This window comes from Shouchella patagoniensis, assembly GCF_002019705.1.
GTDB lineage: Bacteria > Bacillota > Bacilli > Bacillales > Bacillaceae_D > Shouchella > Shouchella patagoniensis.
This window is the reverse complement of record NZ_KV917377.1, coordinates 3,098,126-3,114,823: the sequence shown is the minus strand read 5'-3', so window position 1 is coordinate 3,114,823 and position 16,698 is coordinate 3,098,126. Positions and strand designations below refer to the sequence as shown.

Below are 16,698 nucleotides of genomic sequence, written 5' to 3'. Positions count from 1 at the left end.
TCCCCCTTATTAACCTTTAATCGAACCAATCATGACACCTTTCACAAAAAAGCGTTGCAAGAACGGATATAAAATGAGCATAGGTAAACTAGCCACAATTACAACTGCATACTTAATTCCTTCTACCGTTAGCGCGTGTGCGTCAAGCGTTGAGTCACTTACTTGTACCATATCTGATAATTGTCCTTGAATTAACATTTCTCTTAAAAACAACTGTAATGGAAACAAGTCTCGGTTTGTTAAGTAAATGAGTGCATCAAAAAATGCGTTCCATTGGCTAACCCCATAAAACAAGATCATCACCGCGATAACGGGTTTTGATAAAGGTAACAATATTTTTAGTAAATACTGGATATTCGAGCAGCCGTCAAGGTCAGCCGATTCGCGCAGCTCGTTTGGAATGTTTTGAAAAAATGTCCGGATAATGATTACGTTATAAACCGACACTGCACCTGGAACAATAACCGCCCATATCGTATTTAACATCCCTAAGTCACGAACAAGTAAATAGGTAGGCACCATTCCACCGCTAAAAAACATTGTGAAGACAAGAAAAATCGTCAAAAGACTTCTACCATAAAAGTCCCTTCTTGAGAGGGGATAAGCAATCATAATAGACAGCCCCAGATTTAACGCAGTCCCAAGAGTTGTATAAAGGAACGTGTTTCTAAAACCCGTCCAAATATCTTCGTTCTGAAACACTCTTGAGTAGGAATCTAAAGTTGGATCAATTGGAAAAAGCCATAACTCCCCTCTTAGTACAGCTCCTGGATCACTAAATGATGCACTTAGTACATAAACAAGTGGATAAAGAACGATTAACGTAATCAATCCGATAATGATGTAAACCCCAATTCCAAACATCCGATCTCCGGCACTTTGTTTCACCTTAACCCCCCCTTACCACAAGCTCGTTTGGCTTGTTTTTTTCGCAGTATAATTCACAATGACTAAAAGAATAAAATTAATCACTGACTCAAATAAACCAATCGCCGCTGAGTAACTATACTGGGCACCCGCAATACCAGTTCGGTATATATGAGTAGCAATGACATCAGACGCTTCCATGTTTAATTGATTTTGCATTAGAAACACTTTTTCAAAACCAACACTTACAATGCTACCAGTTTGTAAAATTAATAAAATAATAATTGTTGAACGTATCCCTGGGAGATTCACATGCCAGATCCTTCTTAATCGACTTGCACCATCTATTTTCGCAGCTTCATGTAGCTGGGGATCAATACCTGCTAATGCAGCTAAGTAGATAATCGAACTCCAGCCCATCTGCTGCCACACTCCTGAGAATACATAAGTTGTTTTAAACCATTCAGGCTGCGTCATAAAAGAGGTTTCAGAAATTCCAAACAAACTAAGAAACTGATTAACTATACCAGTAGGAGACAAAAGCAAGAAGAGCATACCCACCACAACCACTGTTGATAAGAAATGGGGTGCATACGTAACGGTTTGAACAAAGCTTTTTGCTTTCTTAATACGAATTTCATTGATTAAGAGTGCCAATATAATAGGTATTGGAAAACCAATAGCTAGATTATATAAACTAAGTCCAATTGTATTAGACAGGAGGCGTTCAAAATAAAAACTTTCAAAAAATCGAACAAAATGATCAAAACCTATCCACTGACTTCCCCAGATACCTTCAACTGCTATAAAATCTTTAAAAGCAATCTGAACACCATACATTGGATAGTATTTAAAGATAAGAAAGTACAAAATAACTGGAAGAACGAGTAAATATAAATCCCAGTTTCGCTTTATCATACTCCATCTTCTTTTTTGCGGTTTTTTAACTTTCTGACGAGTATGCTCGATCTTGCTCTCCATCTACATTCCTCCTTTAATTAAATGATGCTAGCGGAGACAGCAACCGCTCCAGCCTTTAGAGCCAGGTCCATTTCTGCTCTTGTCTTAAACAGTCCCCCGGCAACGATTGGCACAGATGTCATTCCAACAAGTTCTTGTATCACCCTAGGCATCAACCCAGGCATCGCTTCGACTGCGTCAGGCTTAATTTTATTTACAGTCTGAATTGCTTTTTCCATCGCATGAGTATCGATTAAGAAGACGCGTTGGACCGTTTTTAGTCCAACCTTCTTCGCTTGAATAATCGACTGACTTCTCGTGCTAATAATTCCATCAGGAGCGATTACTTCTGCTATATATCTCATGCCATCAGCTGTATGGGTTTCAATCCCAGAAACCAAATCGACATGAACAAAAACAACCTTTCCCTTTTTCTGATAGCTAAATACTTGGTCTGGCAAGGTATGCATATTTCCATTTAATAAGAAAACAGTATTGACATCTGACAGAAGGCATCTTTCCTCTTGTTGCTTGCTTGTAATTGCATGGATGAATTGTTCATTAAACATACGGCTTTACCCCTTTATCAATTGATAGATCTCCCGAACAGACGGAAAAATAACTGTAGGTAGTTGTACCGCATGCTGCATCTGGTGGATAGATGTAACTCCCGAACAGACTAGCACTGTATCAATGTTTAATGAATTCCCTATTCCGATATCACTTGTTAACGAATCTCCAATAATGACAGCATTTTCGACATTCCCGCGCATTGCACGTAGCAACGCTTGTTGCATCCAATACGAGGGTTTCCCAACAATAACAGGCTTTTTGTCCTTATGTTCCAGCACCCGTGCCAGAGAGCCTGTATCAATTAAAAACCCTTTTGGATGAGGACATAGCAAGTCCCCATTTAACAATATAAGCTCAGCGCCTTGTTGCATCAGCCAAAAGCCAACTTGCAACTGGTTGTACGTTAAGTCCGGGGTCATTCCTAGAACAACAGCAATGTTCTTAGGTTCTTCTGATGCATGTTCATCTACCACAGTAAACCCCTGTTCGCGAAGCTCTTCCTTTATCATCTTTGACCCCGCTACATACAATTTCCTGCTGTCCTTATTCCTAGGAGCAAAGTATTCCTTTAATCCCATAATAGGTGTAATTAATTCGTCATAAAAAATGTCTAAACCAAGTTCTTGTAAATCATTTGTTAACACACGTCTTGATCGAACAGGGTGATTGGTGAGGAAAAATACCTGTTTTTTCTGTTTACGCAAGCAAGAAATTAGCTCCTTAGCATAAGGTAATAAACCCTCCCCATTAATTAGAGTGCCGTCCAAATCAAAAAAGTAATGTTCGTATTGCTTCATTTTAGCCCCCTTTTGTCCACGAAAAAACCCTAATAAACGAGGGCACATTTATTGTGCCTACATTTATTAGGGTTTTCTCAATGGACTCCACCCATAACAATATTCACTTCTTTACATTCATCATAAATGATAAATGTAATCTCTTGATGAAAGCATTGTAAATTCCTTATTAACTTTTTCTAAGTCAAAGAAGGAATCTACTTAAAAAATATATAAATGCGCTTTCTTTGTCAACTTATATTATTTTATAATTTACAATCTATTTATTATTTCGTTATTGACTTTTCATTTGTTCTAGCAGATACTAAATGTATTACAGCTCTATTATATACGGGTGGAGTCGACCGGAGAAAACCCTAATTAGCGCCATTTATTTGGTGTTGATTAGGGTTTTTTGTATGTTAATAGAGCAAAGGGAGAGTAGATAAATGAAAAAAATAAAGACAATCCTTTTCTCTGTCCTTGCACTTGCTTTTGTAGCAGGCTGTTCCAATTCAGGAGAAGATGCTGGCAGCACAGAAGAAAGTACGAATGCCGAACTTGTCAATGAATCTGGTTTTCCTATTGTAAAAGAACCGATTGAACTCACTTTCTTCACAGGTAAATCAGAACCAAATTCAAATAATTTTGAAGAAACTTATGTGTGGAGCACGTACGAAGATATGACAGACATTAAAGTTGATTTCCAATTAAATGCATTTGATGGCTTATCAGAGCGCCGTAACCTAGTTCTAACAAGTGGCGATTACCCTGACGCTTTTTATTCTGCTAGGCTTTCATCAAGCGACTTAGCCACTTACGGGGAGCAGGGCATTCTTATACCTCTTGATGACATGATTGAAGAATTCGCCCCAAATTTTCATGCAGCTCTTGAAAAACATCCTGACATGCGAAAAGGCTTAACAATGCCTGATGGTCATATTTATTCATTCCCTTCTTACTATACACCTGATTTCCTACCAATGCTGATTGGTGTACCGTTATGGATTAATGATGAATGGCTTGAAGAAGTTAGTATGGATAGACCGACAACAACCGACGAATTTTATGAGTTTTTGAAAGCGGTCAAAGATAATCCAAACTTAGCTGATGGAGAAGCCATCCCCTTTTCAGGCACAAATATAACTGAAATACGTGGTCAACTCCAAGGTGCATGGGGTTTTGGAACGAGAGGGGTCGGTCATAAATTCATTGACGTTGATCCAGGAACAGACGATTTACGATTTTTCCGAACTGAAGACAAGTACAAAGAATTTCTTGAGTACCTGCATAAACTTTACTCTGAAGAACTAATAGACCACGAAGTCTACACACATGACGGCTCACAATTGCTGGCAAAAGGCGCAGCCGGTCAGTTAGGAGCGGTTATCACGAGTAACCCACAAACACTAATGAATCAAGATACATTTTCAGGTGGGGAAGCATTGGAAGGTCCACATGGCGATAAACTATATAGCCATATAAAGCCGCCACTCGTTCATGTGGGTGCATTTGCGATTACCGATAAGAATGAGCATCCAGAAGCGACACTCCGATGGATGGATTACTTTTTTAGTGAGGAAGGTGCACGCTTTTACTTTATGGGAGAAGAAGGAACAACTTATGTAGAGAATGATGATGGAACACTCGACTTTACTGAGTTAATTACAGATAATCCCGATGGATTAACACAAGACCAAGCACTAGCCGATTATATTACATGGCTTGGGGGAAGCTATCCTGGTTATGTTCAACAACATTACTTCAAAGGTTCCGAAGCTTATCCTAACTCTATTGAAAACGGCGAGTTAGCAGAGCCCGACGCTGTTGAAGAAGTATGGAATGGATTTAATTACACTAGAGAAGAACAACAATTCCGTGATTCAATGGGAAGTGACTTAGAAACGTTTATAAATGAAACAGAAGATGCGTTTATAACAGGTAGAAAATCTTTTGATGACTGGGATGACTACGTAGCCCAAGTTGAGTCTCTTGGACTTGAGGAGTATATGTCCATCCAAAGAGAAGCGTACACTCGTTACCAAGATGTAGTAGAATAACGAACAAACTACTTAACAACTTAAAACAGGTTTGATCACCGATCGGTGATCAAACCTGTTTTTTAAATGTACGTCTCAACGCAATTGCTCGCTTTGGAAAGTCAGTCATAATGGCTTTAACATTTTTTTGTAGTAACTTGTTTATGTCTTCATCACAATTGACAGTCCACACTCTTATTTTCTCTAGCAGCTCCTCTGCCTCAAAAAAACTGTCTCCTAATAGCGGTTTCTTAGAGACATGGAAAGTAGCCAGATTAAAAGTCTCCAAATAATCCCGTGGAAATGGGACATTTTGATTTACAAGAAATGCCGTCTCCACCTCTTTGTTGAGTGCTTTCAGCCTCATTAAGATTGGTAAATGAAAGGATGAATAACTGACCTTTAACCCTTGTCCGTAGGACTCAACCTCTTTTAATACAATCTGTTCAATCCCTTTATGAAGAGCCAAGTTCGGTTTAAATTCAATGTTTAATTCAATTCGATGAGGTCGAATAAGATTTAATGTTTCTTTCAATGTTGGGACTTTTATTGATGGCCATGTATTTGGATCATAGTCTATCATGTGACTGAATTCGCTTCCTGCACTGAGTTGTTTAATTTCCGCAAGTGTCATTTCGTTAACATAGCCAGACCCACTCGTAGTCCGGTCAACTGTCGGATCATGCATAACAATAAGCTCGCCGTCTTTTGTTATTTGAACATCAAGTTCAATTCCATCGACTCCATTATTTAATGCTTCTTCAAAACTCAAAAGCGTATTTTCTGGATGTGTACCAGCTGCACCTCTATGTCCATAAATCGCTGTCACTTTTATCCATCTCCTATTATCAGCAACTGCTGTTCATTAACCTACATTTATTACCGTTCATCAACTAATGAACTTGTAAATTGAATCTGATCTGTAAATAGACCATCAATTCCATATTTCACTACTCGCTTTTGTTCTTCCTGCTCCGTTTTATAATCAGTAAAATAAACATGAACCTCTTTCTCGACTAACTGCAAAGCCTCCACATCCTTCTTAAGTAAATCGCCGGATTCAATTCCAATCGCTGGATAAGGTGATGCTAATGCTTTATTTAAGTCAAACTCCCCTCTGCGAAAAAGCTGTGTTAATGGGACTTCCGGAACCAAGTCATTTAATTTCTTAAGGCTTTCCTCTGAAAACGACTGGAGCATCACGCGATTGTCCTTCATAAGATCATGTTGTTCCAATAACGAAATTAGCTCTTCTTCCATCGCCAATTCACCTGCAACAAGCCTTGTTTCAATATAATACGTTTCATCTTTGCCATAACGTTTAAGAATTTCTTCAAGAGTCGGAATTGGTTCTCTTGTTTCTTCTTCATTATAATAGCCGATCGTTTGAAATGATGTTAACTCTTCCAACGTATACGTCTCCACCTTTCCTTCCCCATTTGTAGTCCGATCAATCGTTTGATCATGCATTGCAACAAGAACTCCATCTTTTGTCATACGTAAATCAATCTCAAGCGCATCGACTCCATCCTGCGCAGCCAGATCGTAGGCAGCTATTGTTGCTTCATTTGCCCGATCTTTAGCTCCTCGATGAGCAAAGATTTGTATAGAATGATCCGTTAAAACATTCTCTTCTTGCTTACTTGCCGGCACCCAGCTTGTTTCCATACTCGTTTTGTTTATGAAATAACTTAGCACCACTACCAGTAACACACTAGATGATAAAAAAAACACCCACCTTCTACTCCTCACACGCCTCCCCCTTTACAGCTGTCCTACTCCTAAAGAAAGGGCAACGATAAATTACACCGCTCCCCTTCTTCTCTTTAATTCCCTCTCGCTTTATTTGACTGCTCAATTGCTGCATTTACTTGGTCCACAGCATCCTCAAATGCTTGATCTGCATCTTCCCCGTTATAAACAGATTCAAGTGCCGTCTCAATAATTTTCCTTTCTTCAGGAATCATATCCATTAACGCTCCTTGAGTAGCGACAGAAGGTGTTGTTTCTTGGAGTTGTTGCACAGCCGTTTGTAACTGCGGCATATCCACATACGCATCCTGTACAACTTGTTCTTCATACGCTGCAGGATTTATTGCAAAATAACCAGTCCCTACATGCCATTCTGCTTGAATTTCAGGCGTTGCCATATACTTCATAAAATCCCATGCAGCTTCTTGCTCTTTTGCATCTTTTCCAGTAGACATCCAAAGGCTAGCGCCCCCGATGACCACCCCTTCTCGTTCTGCGTTTTCAGGATATGGTATAAAACCAACCCCCACCTCAAACGGAGCATTATCAATTACATCCCGTGACTGAGCCGATGATTGCATAAACATTGCAACTTCTCCGGCCAAAAATCCTGCCACCATATTGTCGGCGTTTGTGCCATAATTCATAAATGTTTCTTCCTCAATCATTCGTTCCACCCAATGAAAGATTGATCTACCCTTTTCATCGTCAAAAGCAACCTCTGTAGCTAACTCCGAACGCCCATTTTCATTGTTTAGCAAATGTCCACCTTGATTCGCTAACAACTCTTCAAATAACCAGCCGTAAGCTTGAAGTGCAAAACCTCGCATCCCATCGTTTGCTTCTATTATCTTCTTACTTGCTTCTTCAATCTCTTCATATGTCTCAGGTGGGGCTTCTGGATCAAGTCCCGCAGCGGTAAATGCATCTTTGTTGTAGTACATAACAGGCGTAGATGAATTAAATGGCATTGAATAAAACTGATCATCAATATTATAGTAATTCGTAATATTCTCTTCTAAGCCACTCATATCGTAACCTTCCTCATCAATAAAGCGTTGGATTGGTTCAATATTTCCACTATTAATCATCGACATCGAGCCGATTTCTTGCACTTGTATAATAGTTGGTGCATCTTCAGTCCCACCTACACTATGGAACTTTGGCAAAGACTCCTCATACGTTCCTTGGAATTCTGCATTTACTTGTACTTCATCCTGCGATTCATTATAAGAGGAAACAATTTGATCCAATGCTACTTGAGCCGGTCCACCCATAGAGTGCCAAAATGTTACGACTGTTTTCCCATCTGCACCACCCGTTGAATCCGCTGATCCACATGCCACTAAGGCAACCAAGCTTGCGGTACTAACTAATAATCCCAATTTCCTTTTCATTGTCCCATCTCTCCTCACAACACATTGTTTTTTATTTAATTGCTCCTTCAGCAAGACCTCGCTGAAGTTTTTTCTGACCTAAAAATAGTAGAATTAATGTTGGCAGAATAACAATAACTGCACCTGCCATAACAACCCCCCATTGATTTAATGTTTCTTGCGACTGCAACTGTTTTAAGCCAATTTGAACCGTCCGCACTGAATCATTTGTTGTAGCGAGCAAAGGCCATAAATACATGTTCCACGAAGTAAGAAAACCATATATACCAAGTGTTACAAGGCTTGTCCGCGCCACTGGAAGTACAACCGTTAAATAAAATTTGAAATCACCAATTCCAGCAATTTGACTCGCTTCTTTTAATTCAATCGGAATTTGTTTAAACGTCTGTCGCAATAAAAAAGTACCAAACGCTATTGCAAAAAACGGCAATGTTAGACCTGGATATGTATTTAATAATCCTAGTTCACGTATCGTTTGAAAATTAGGGATAATAGAGGCTTCAAACGGAATCATCATCGTTGCAATAAAGACAAAAAACAAAGTGTCACGTCCTTTGAACTTTAAAAACACAAAAGCATACGCAGCAAGACTACACAGAATTAACTGTCCCAGCATTATGACAAGAGAAACGATTAAACTATTAAGCAAATAGTTTAAAAGTGGAAAACGTTGGAAAGCTTGAATGTAGTTTTCCAACGTCCAAACTGTTGGAATTATTTGCCCTGTAAGGGTGTCTTGACTTGTCATAAAGCTCATTAAAAAAGCTAAAATGGCCGGTGCAAACAAAACAACTGCAGACACAGTAAGAAGTAAGTAAAAAAGCAGTTTTCGTTTCCATGTCATCATCATTGGTAATGCACCTTCTTTTCACCAAGCTTAAATTGAATGAGTGTCATAATTAAAATAATCGCAAATAAGATCACTGCCTGTGCACTAGCCGTTCCGTATTGATAATTAACAAAGGCTTCCCGGTAAATAGAATAAACGAGTAAGTTGGTCTCATTTTGTGGCCCGCCTCTTGTTAACATATCAATTTGCCCAAATGTTTGAAACGCATTAATCATTGTAACAGTCACTACAAAAAATAAGGTTGGAGACAGCATCGGAATCGTAATTCTACGCAATTTATAAAAATAACCAGCTCCGTCAATATCGGCCGATTCGTACAAATAACGGTCAATCGACTGAAGGCCACCGAGCATTATTAGAAACGTAAAGCCAATATTCATCCATATCGTTGATATCGAGACTGAAAATAGTGCCCAATTAGGGTCAGTCAACCACCCAATTGCATCGACACCAAGCCAACGAAGTATTTGATTTAAAAACCCTAAACTTGGATGGAATAAAAACAACCAAAAAACGGATGCCGCAGCAACTGAGATACCCATTGTTGAAGAAAAAATCATTCTAAAAACGCCAACACCCTTAAGCTTCTCATTTGCTAGAATCGCTAGAAATAACGCAATAATAATGGTGCCTGGTACGGTATAAAGAACAAATAAGAATGTCGACGTAAGTGATTTAACAAAGATGTCAGAAGAAAAAATGCGAGAAAAGTTATCAAAACCAACAAAAACAGTCGCCATACCACGATTATCCGTTAAAAAGAAGCTTAGGTAGAGTGTTCTAGCCATTGGATAAAACAAGAAAACACTAAACAGAAATAACGATGGCAGCAAAAAAAGCATTCCTTTTCCAAAGTTCAAGCGTCCTTGTTTTTGCTTTTGTCTCTGAAACAATCGATCTGAAGAGGTGACTCTCTTTTCTAACTGACTCATAAAACAACCTCTTGCATCGATTGTGCTCTTGCCGACTGAAGCAATCCTCCGCTCTTGGAATCAAAAAAATGGAAATGATTAAAATCTAATCTAACTGGAACCTGGTCTCCTGTTTTAATTGACCACTGTCCCGGCCATTTAGCTGTCCAAAACTCATTACCAACAATAAAAGCAATCAACGTCTCATTGCCAAGTTGTTCCACACTTGCGACCTCTAAATAATGGCTAACCTTACCCTGTTCATATTGAATATGTTCAGACCGAATGCCGATTACTGCTTGATCGACTAATTCTGTCCAATTTTCTGGCAATGGTAAAACGAGCGAATCTTTAATTTCTAATTCTTTCTTATTGTGATTAATAAAAACTTCTGCCGTATTCATCTTTGGTGAACCGATAAAAGTCGCTACAAACTGATTTTCTGGCTTATTGTATAAGTCAATCGGACTTCCTATTTGCTGAATGACACCGTCATTTAATACCATAATTCGGTCACCCATCGTCATCGCTTCTACTTGGTCATGTGTCACATAAATCATTGTTAATCCAAGCTTACGTTGCAACCTTCGAATTTCAATTCTCATATGAGCACGTAGTTTAGCATCCAAATTTGATAATGGTTCATCCATCAAGCAAAGGGGTGCTTCACTAACAACCGCGCGTGCTAATGCGACTCGTTGCCTCTGACCTCCTGACAGTTCTTTTGGCTTTCGTGTTAATAGATCCTCTAGACCCATCATCTTTGCTGCCTCTTCTATCCGTCTTTGTTGTTCCATTTTGTTCACCTTTTTGGCATGAAGACCAAATAAAATATTCTGTTCTACCGTGAGATGAGGGTACAGCGCATAATTCTGAAAAACCATCGATAGATTTCGATCTTTTGGTACCAACATATTTGCTTCTTGTCCGTTTAGTAGCAATGTCCCACCAGTAATTTCTTCAAGTCCAGCGACCATACGAAGTAATGTGCTTTTGCCGCAACCCGATGGTCCCACTAATACAAAGAACTCTCCTTTTTTAATCGATACGTTGATTTCATTAAGAACATTCTTTTGTTTATCATAGGATTTCGATATTCCTACCAACTCAACTTGCTTCATGCTGAATTGCCTCCTCCTTAGAATGTACGTTCATTTAAACACGGATTGAACAAAGATTGGCTTCATTTACACAATCATCACATCTTCTTAAAAACAATTAACTAAAACGGTTTCGCTTTCAATTTGATGATTACATAGTCTTACCGTCTGCTTCATTTCTAAGTTTTACTTTTTTTACCGTAATTCCATAACTAACTACTAAAAAAAGGTAAGCTATTCTATGAATGAGGTCTATTATTGCTTAAAGGTAGCGTGAATGAGAGCGGTTAATTTAAAATCACATAGAACAGTCCTAATCCAAATATGAATTAGGGTGTTTACTGTTTTTTGAAACTGTTGTTTCTAACAATTTATAACAATAATTATCAAACAGAAAAACGAATCTGCCCATGAGCAGATTCGTTTTCACTTAATACATCCTATCTCTAAGTCCATTCGGCCCATTTACAATTCGTTCTCCCCAACTAGTCAGCGCTCCTCCTGGTCCATTTGCTAGATCAAGGTATTCGACTCCACCTCCGTTGCCATACCACGACCAGGCCAGCCAACCAACTTGGCGTTCAGCCGTATAAGAGAGGATTGCATCCTCATCAACATCACCATCATGATGAAGATGACCGAATTCTCCGATAACAACAGCTAGATTTTGTTCCAAAACACCATTTATATTACGCTCAACAGTTGTTTGATCTGAGCCAGCATATTCATACATGTGAATGGAAAACATCGTATTCTTAAGTGGATCTGATGCTAGTACATCTGCACCACGCTGATGAATGGAGGCAGGGTATTGTCCCCAACCCGCGGCATCCACCATCAATGTATGTGTAATCCCCGCATCTCTTAAATCCGGAATTGCTTGCCGATACGCATTTGCCCATACTTCACTTGCCCATGATCCATACCATTCATTCGCAATATTAATAATAACACGATCTTCTATTCCTTTTAAAACAGCCGCTAACTGTTTCCAATACTCGACCGCAGTAAACAAATCGTTGGGGTCATCACTTCCCGTCGCATCGTGAACTTCAAGTACAGCCGTTAAGCCTTCCTCTTCTGTAGCTGCAAGCACTCTCTCAACTTCCGCTGCGGAATCTCGCTCCCATTGTTGGCCATTCGATAAAACGATTCTCACCGTATTAGCGCCAGTCTCTGCAATAGCTGGTATTGCTGTATCAAGGTCTTGTTTGAACCATGAATGTCCGTGATTGACTCCACGCATCACATACGGATTGCCCTCTCCATCAAACAACTGTGTCCCAGTCACTTGAAATCCAGTTTGCGCCAATCCTCTCTCTTCACCAAATGCCATGTATAAGAGAATAATCACTCCTGCCATGCCTACCCTTTTTAAGAACTTATTCTTCATTATAGATTCCCTCCTTTATTTCATCTCAAATTCTTCTCGAATCCGATCCGCAACGCCAGCCAACCCTTCATTTGCATCCAATTGGCGTTCTTCATCCATAATTTGATCAATAACAGGCTGGATCAACGAAGACGCAGCTGGTTTATCAGGAAACATGCTCAATAAGACTGTATTTTCTTCCATTGTTTTTTGAACAACGTCTACATTATCTGGCACATACTGCCCTTGTGTAAAAGTATCGGCTTCACGCAAGACAGCAGGATAGGCCCCTACAATGTCTGCCTGGATGGACTGTCCTTTTCCATAAGTTAGAAATTCGAGTAACTTCCACGCTTCCTCTGGGTGCTCAGTTTGCGATCCAATCCCTATTGGCAATCCTAGAAGCTGTGCTTTATTCCCTGCTTTCCCTGCTGGAACTTCAACAATGTCCCACTCAAACTCACCTTCTGACTCATATTGCACCCAGTGCCACGGTCCCCCATAAGACATTGCCGCTCGATTTGCCAAGAACATATTCCCTAAACCTTCTGCTTCTGTTGCAAGAGGAGCAACACGGTACTCATGTATTAAATCACGCATAAATTCAATCGCCTCAACAGACTCTGGACTGTCTATTAAAACTGTAGATCCATCTTCACTAAAGGAAGCCCCGCCATTTTGTACAATCATCTCCTCCCAAATCATCCCAGCTACCCCGAATTGAGTAATTCGTCCGTTTTCTTCAATTGTTGTTGCTTGCGCCGCTTCTAAAAAATCATCCCAAGTCCAGTCACTTTCTGGATACGGATGCCCCGCTGCATCAAACATATCTTTATTGTATGCAATATGATGGGAAATCAAATCACGCGGAAGTGCATACTGCTCACCATCCCATGTACCAATATCCCAAGCGCCTGGTAAATATTCATCTTCGGTTATGCCTGCTTCTTCAATCATTTCATCAAGTTCCAATAACATACCTTGGTTTGCATAATTCGTCATCGCTGCTGCATCTATCATCCAAAAAACATCTGGTTGATTTCGCCCAGCTGACATTGTTGTAAGACGCTCATTGTAGTTTTCCCACGGGACATTACTTAATTCTACCTTAATACCAGGGTTTTCTTCTTCAAAAACGTCCAATATCTCCCTTTCCCCTTGCAATTCAGCTGGACCATTGCCCCAAGCAAGCATTCTTAGTGTGACATCCCCGTCGCCTGAAGCTCCATCCCCACTACATGCGGAAAGCATAGCGATTAAGGCCACGCCTACAATTTTCTTGTTCATCATCCCATCTCCCTTGTTTGTTATTATCCTTTAATACCTGACAATGCAATGCCTTGTATAAAATGTTTTTGTGCAAAAAAGAACAATAAGATTAATGGAAAAATAACCATCGTACTCGCCGCCATCATTGGACCCCACTGCATGGTTTGCTGCCCATTAAAGATCTGTAACCCCAAAGCCAACGTATACTTACTCATGTCATTTAAATAAATTAATGGAGTTAAGAAATCATTCCAGCTACCCATAAAAGATAGAATAGCTACTGTGATAAGCGCAGGCTTCGATAACGGAACGACAATTCTCCAGAATATCCCGAATAAACTACATCCATCAATAATTGCAGATTCCTCCAATTCTTTCGGAATCGCCCGAAAGAATTGTCGCAGCAAAAAAATAAAGAAAGCGTTTCCTAAAAAGGCGGGAACAACTAAAGGCAAAAATGTATTCACCCAGCCAAGTTCTGTAAAAATCAGATAAACAGGAATCATTGTAACTTGTGGTGGTAGCATCATCGTACAGAGTAGCAAGATGAACCAAAAGTTTCTGCCCCTTCCTTTAATTCGTGCAAATGCATATGCTACTAGAGCACTGGAGATAACCGTTCCAATAACCGTTAACCCTGTTACGATAATTGTGTTCCAATAAAACTGAATGAACGGTACAAGCTCAAACACATCACGGTAATTGACAAAATCAAAGGGAGACGGCAATAAAGTTGGTGGATAAGAAATAGCCTGTGATTCCGTTTTTAATGACGTAGCGATCATCCACAAGAATGGCAGAATAAACAAGATGGACAGCAAGACCAACAACAAATAGATGATGAGGCGATCCATTTTCTTCTGTCTTTTATAGTTTCCATAGTCTGGTACAGCGCTTTTTGCTGTATTCCCTGGTACAACCGGTTCTAATGGGACATTTGCTTTGCGCTCTTGTTCCAAATTGGATTCCTCCTCACTCAATCGTCGTATTCGTAATAAACTTTTTTGCCAAACAATTTAAATTGAAGCAAGGTAAAGATTAAGATAATTACAAACAAGATCCACGCAAGTGCTGAAGCATAGCCCATATTAAAAAATTCAAATGCATTTTGATATAAATAAAGAACATAAAACAACGATGCATAGTTTGGTCCACCGCCGCTCATCACATAAGCTTGCGTAAATACTTGGAAAGAGCCAATCACACCCATAATTAAGTTGAAAAAAATCACGTGAGAAGTCATGGGAATCGTAATATGCCAAAACTTACTCCATTTTCCTGCTCCGTCAATTTCAGCTGCTTCATACAAACTGGGTGGTACTCCTTGTAAGCCCGCCAAGTAGATAATCATTCCTCCACCGACGCCCCATAAACTCATAATAATTAACGCGGGTTTAACCATCGACTCACTTAAAAGCCATCGTGAAGTTGGTAAACCAAATCCATCAAGCAACGCATTCGCAAGACCAAACTCTGGTTGAAAAATTAACAGCCATAATAGTGAGCTTGCAACCGCTGGGACAATAGATGGCAAATAAAAGATCGTCCGAAAAACGCCCATAAACTTCACTTTCTGATTTAATAACACAGCTAGCAAATATCCAAATGCTAGGCCAAGGGGTACACCAAAAAACGTATAGAAGAACGTATTCCACAGCGTTGTCCAAAACAGAGGATCATGAAAAAACATCCGTTCATAATTCTCAAGTCCAACCCATTCCGCCCCCCCCATAATCTGCCATTCCGTGAATGACATATAAAACGAATAGATCATCGGTCCAGCAGCAAGTGCTATAAAACCAATTAGCCACGGAGAGATAAATAGATAAAATGCAAGCGTCTTACTTCTGCGAAGTCTCGTTACTGGAGATAGACTCATCATTTTCCTCCTCTCAAACTTTTAATCACCCTGCAATCTCTGATTTAGATTGGAAAGACTGGTTAAAATGTGCTACTGCGCCAATTAAATTTGCATCATTACCAAACTGACAACTTTTCAATGTAGGTTTTAATGAAATCATTCGATTTGCCTCAACCAATAGATTGATTTTCTTATAAATGCTTGGTATATAATCAGGTCTTACACTAATTGCTCCACCAATTAAAATCACCTCTGGGTCGTAGGTTAGTTGTAAATTATAAAGCCCTACTCCCAAATAATAGTAATGACGCTCTACTTCAGCAGTTGCATAGTGATCGCCAGTTCTTGCTAGCTCAAACGAACGAACAGCATCAACTTCTTCCCCTCTGGCTGCCGATACACGTTTGGCAAGTTCAACAGGAGAAGTTGTTCCACTAAAAGTCTCGCCTTTTCTATTCATCACCATGTATCCAAACTCTCCTCCGTACCCATTTGCACCGCGGTGAATCTTACCATTCTTTATAATGGAGCCTCCAATGCCAGACCCACAAACAACCATAATGATATCTTTCATCCCTTGTGCGCCACCAAGCCACATCTCAGCTAAGGCAGCGCAATTGGCATCATTTTCAAAACTTACATCAAGATTTAAACGTGCTTCAGCCTCCTGTTTAAAAGGTATTTGATGTAAATAAGGGATTGCGCTACCTCCATCTATAAACCCTGTTTTTTGGTTTGGAAGACCCGGAGTACTAAATGCTGCGCCCGAAATGGTGTATTTCCTAGCATAATCATTTTTAATTTTTACGATCGCATCAAACAAAGTCTCTATTTCAGTTGACGTTGCATCCTTCCCTTTTTCCAAAATGATACCTTTATTTGTAACGACGGCATGCTTAATCGCCGTACCTCCAATATCAAAAACAACTAATTCCAAACAGATGCTCCTCCTCCCTAGTGATGTAGCCTCT

The 16,698-nt window shown here is 39.7% G+C and carries 16 protein-coding genes; 1 reads left to right on the top strand and 15 read right to left on the bottom strand.

What is annotated here, in order from left to right; genetic code table 11:
• Positions 1–9 precede the first annotated feature (9 nt).
• From BK584_RS16395 to BK584_RS16380, 4 genes are all read right to left on the bottom strand, one after another.
• Entirely contained in the window at positions 10–864 is an 855-nt protein-coding gene (locus BK584_RS16395; protein WP_078395690.1) for a carbohydrate ABC transporter permease, read from the bottom strand.
• A gap of 36 nt (positions 865–900) precedes the next feature.
• Complete coding sequence (locus tag BK584_RS16390) at positions 901–1,785, bottom strand: ABC transporter permease (RefSeq protein ID WP_437182775.1); 885 nt, start codon at positions 1,783–1,785, stop codon at positions 901–903.
• A gap of 80 nt (positions 1,786–1,865) precedes the next feature.
• Entirely contained in the window at positions 1,866–2,396 is a 531-nt protein-coding gene (locus tag BK584_RS16385) for a glycerol-3-phosphate responsive antiterminator (protein WP_078393557.1), read from the bottom strand.
• 6 nt (positions 2,397–2,402) lie between these two features.
• Positions 2,403–3,197, bottom strand: a complete 795-nt coding sequence (locus BK584_RS16380) for an HAD-IIA family hydrolase (protein WP_169871317.1) — start codon at positions 3,195–3,197, stop codon at positions 2,403–2,405.
• Between the two features lie 428 nt (positions 3,198–3,625).
• Here BK584_RS16380 and BK584_RS16375 point away from each other — a divergent pair, with 428 nt between their 5' ends.
• The gene (locus BK584_RS16375; RefSeq protein ID WP_078393555.1) at positions 3,626–5,236 is read left to right on the top strand and encodes an extracellular solute-binding protein; all 1,611 of its coding nucleotides are present in this window, start codon (positions 3,626–3,628) and stop codon (positions 5,234–5,236) included.
• A gap of 49 nt (positions 5,237–5,285) precedes the next feature.
• Here BK584_RS16375 and BK584_RS16370 read toward each other — a convergent pair whose 3' ends face one another.
• The 11 genes from BK584_RS16370 to BK584_RS16320 form a co-directional block, all read right to left on the bottom strand.
• Positions 5,286–6,044, bottom strand: a complete 759-nt coding sequence (locus BK584_RS16370; protein WP_245808887.1) for a glycerophosphodiester phosphodiesterase family protein — start codon at positions 6,042–6,044, stop codon at positions 5,286–5,288.
• 50 nt (positions 6,045–6,094) lie between these two features.
• Positions 6,095–6,949, bottom strand: a complete 855-nt coding sequence (locus BK584_RS16365) for a glycerophosphodiester phosphodiesterase (protein WP_078393553.1) — start codon at positions 6,947–6,949, stop codon at positions 6,095–6,097.
• Between the two features lie 92 nt (positions 6,950–7,041).
• Positions 7,042–8,364 carry an ABC transporter substrate-binding protein gene (locus tag BK584_RS16360; RefSeq protein WP_078393552.1) on the bottom strand — a complete coding sequence of 441 codons (1,323 nt, stop codon included), beginning with the start codon at positions 8,362–8,364 and terminating at the stop codon, positions 7,042–7,044.
• Positions 8,365–8,395: 31 nt separating this feature from the next.
• Positions 8,396–9,208 carry a carbohydrate ABC transporter permease gene (locus tag BK584_RS16355; RefSeq protein ID WP_218970353.1) on the bottom strand — a complete coding sequence of 271 codons (813 nt, stop codon included), beginning with the start codon at positions 9,206–9,208 and terminating at the stop codon, positions 8,396–8,398.
• A 2-nt stretch (positions 9,209–9,210) separates the two neighbouring features.
• Positions 9,211–10,146: a carbohydrate ABC transporter permease gene (locus tag BK584_RS16350; protein ID WP_078393550.1), complete on the bottom strand. Its 936-nt coding sequence runs from the start codon at positions 10,144–10,146 to the stop codon at positions 9,211–9,213.
• A complete protein-coding gene (locus BK584_RS16345) occupies positions 10,143–11,246 on the bottom strand; it encodes an ABC transporter ATP-binding protein (RefSeq protein WP_078393549.1) in 1,104 nt (367 codons plus the stop codon). The genes BK584_RS16350 and BK584_RS16345 overlap by 4 nt, the downstream gene beginning before the upstream one ends.
• A gap of 409 nt (positions 11,247–11,655) precedes the next feature.
• Positions 11,656–12,618 (bottom strand): glycoside hydrolase family 5 protein, encoded by a 963-nt coding sequence (locus tag BK584_RS16340; protein ID WP_078393548.1) that lies wholly within the window; start codon positions 12,616–12,618, stop codon positions 11,656–11,658.
• Between the two features lie 15 nt (positions 12,619–12,633).
• Entirely contained in the window at positions 12,634–13,884 is a 1,251-nt protein-coding gene (locus BK584_RS16335; protein ID WP_169871315.1) for an ABC transporter substrate-binding protein, read from the bottom strand.
• Between the two features lie 23 nt (positions 13,885–13,907).
• The gene (locus BK584_RS16330; RefSeq protein ID WP_245808886.1) at positions 13,908–14,825 is read right to left on the bottom strand and encodes a carbohydrate ABC transporter permease; all 918 of its coding nucleotides are present in this window, start codon (positions 14,823–14,825) and stop codon (positions 13,908–13,910) included.
• Positions 14,826–14,842: 17 nt separating this feature from the next.
• The gene (locus tag BK584_RS16325; RefSeq protein WP_078393546.1) at positions 14,843–15,745 is read right to left on the bottom strand and encodes a carbohydrate ABC transporter permease; all 903 of its coding nucleotides are present in this window, start codon (positions 15,743–15,745) and stop codon (positions 14,843–14,845) included.
• A 25-nt stretch (positions 15,746–15,770) separates the two neighbouring features.
• Positions 15,771–16,664: an ROK family protein gene (locus BK584_RS16320; RefSeq protein WP_169871311.1), complete on the bottom strand. Its 894-nt coding sequence runs from the start codon at positions 16,662–16,664 to the stop codon at positions 15,771–15,773.
• Positions 16,665–16,698 lie beyond the last annotated feature (34 nt).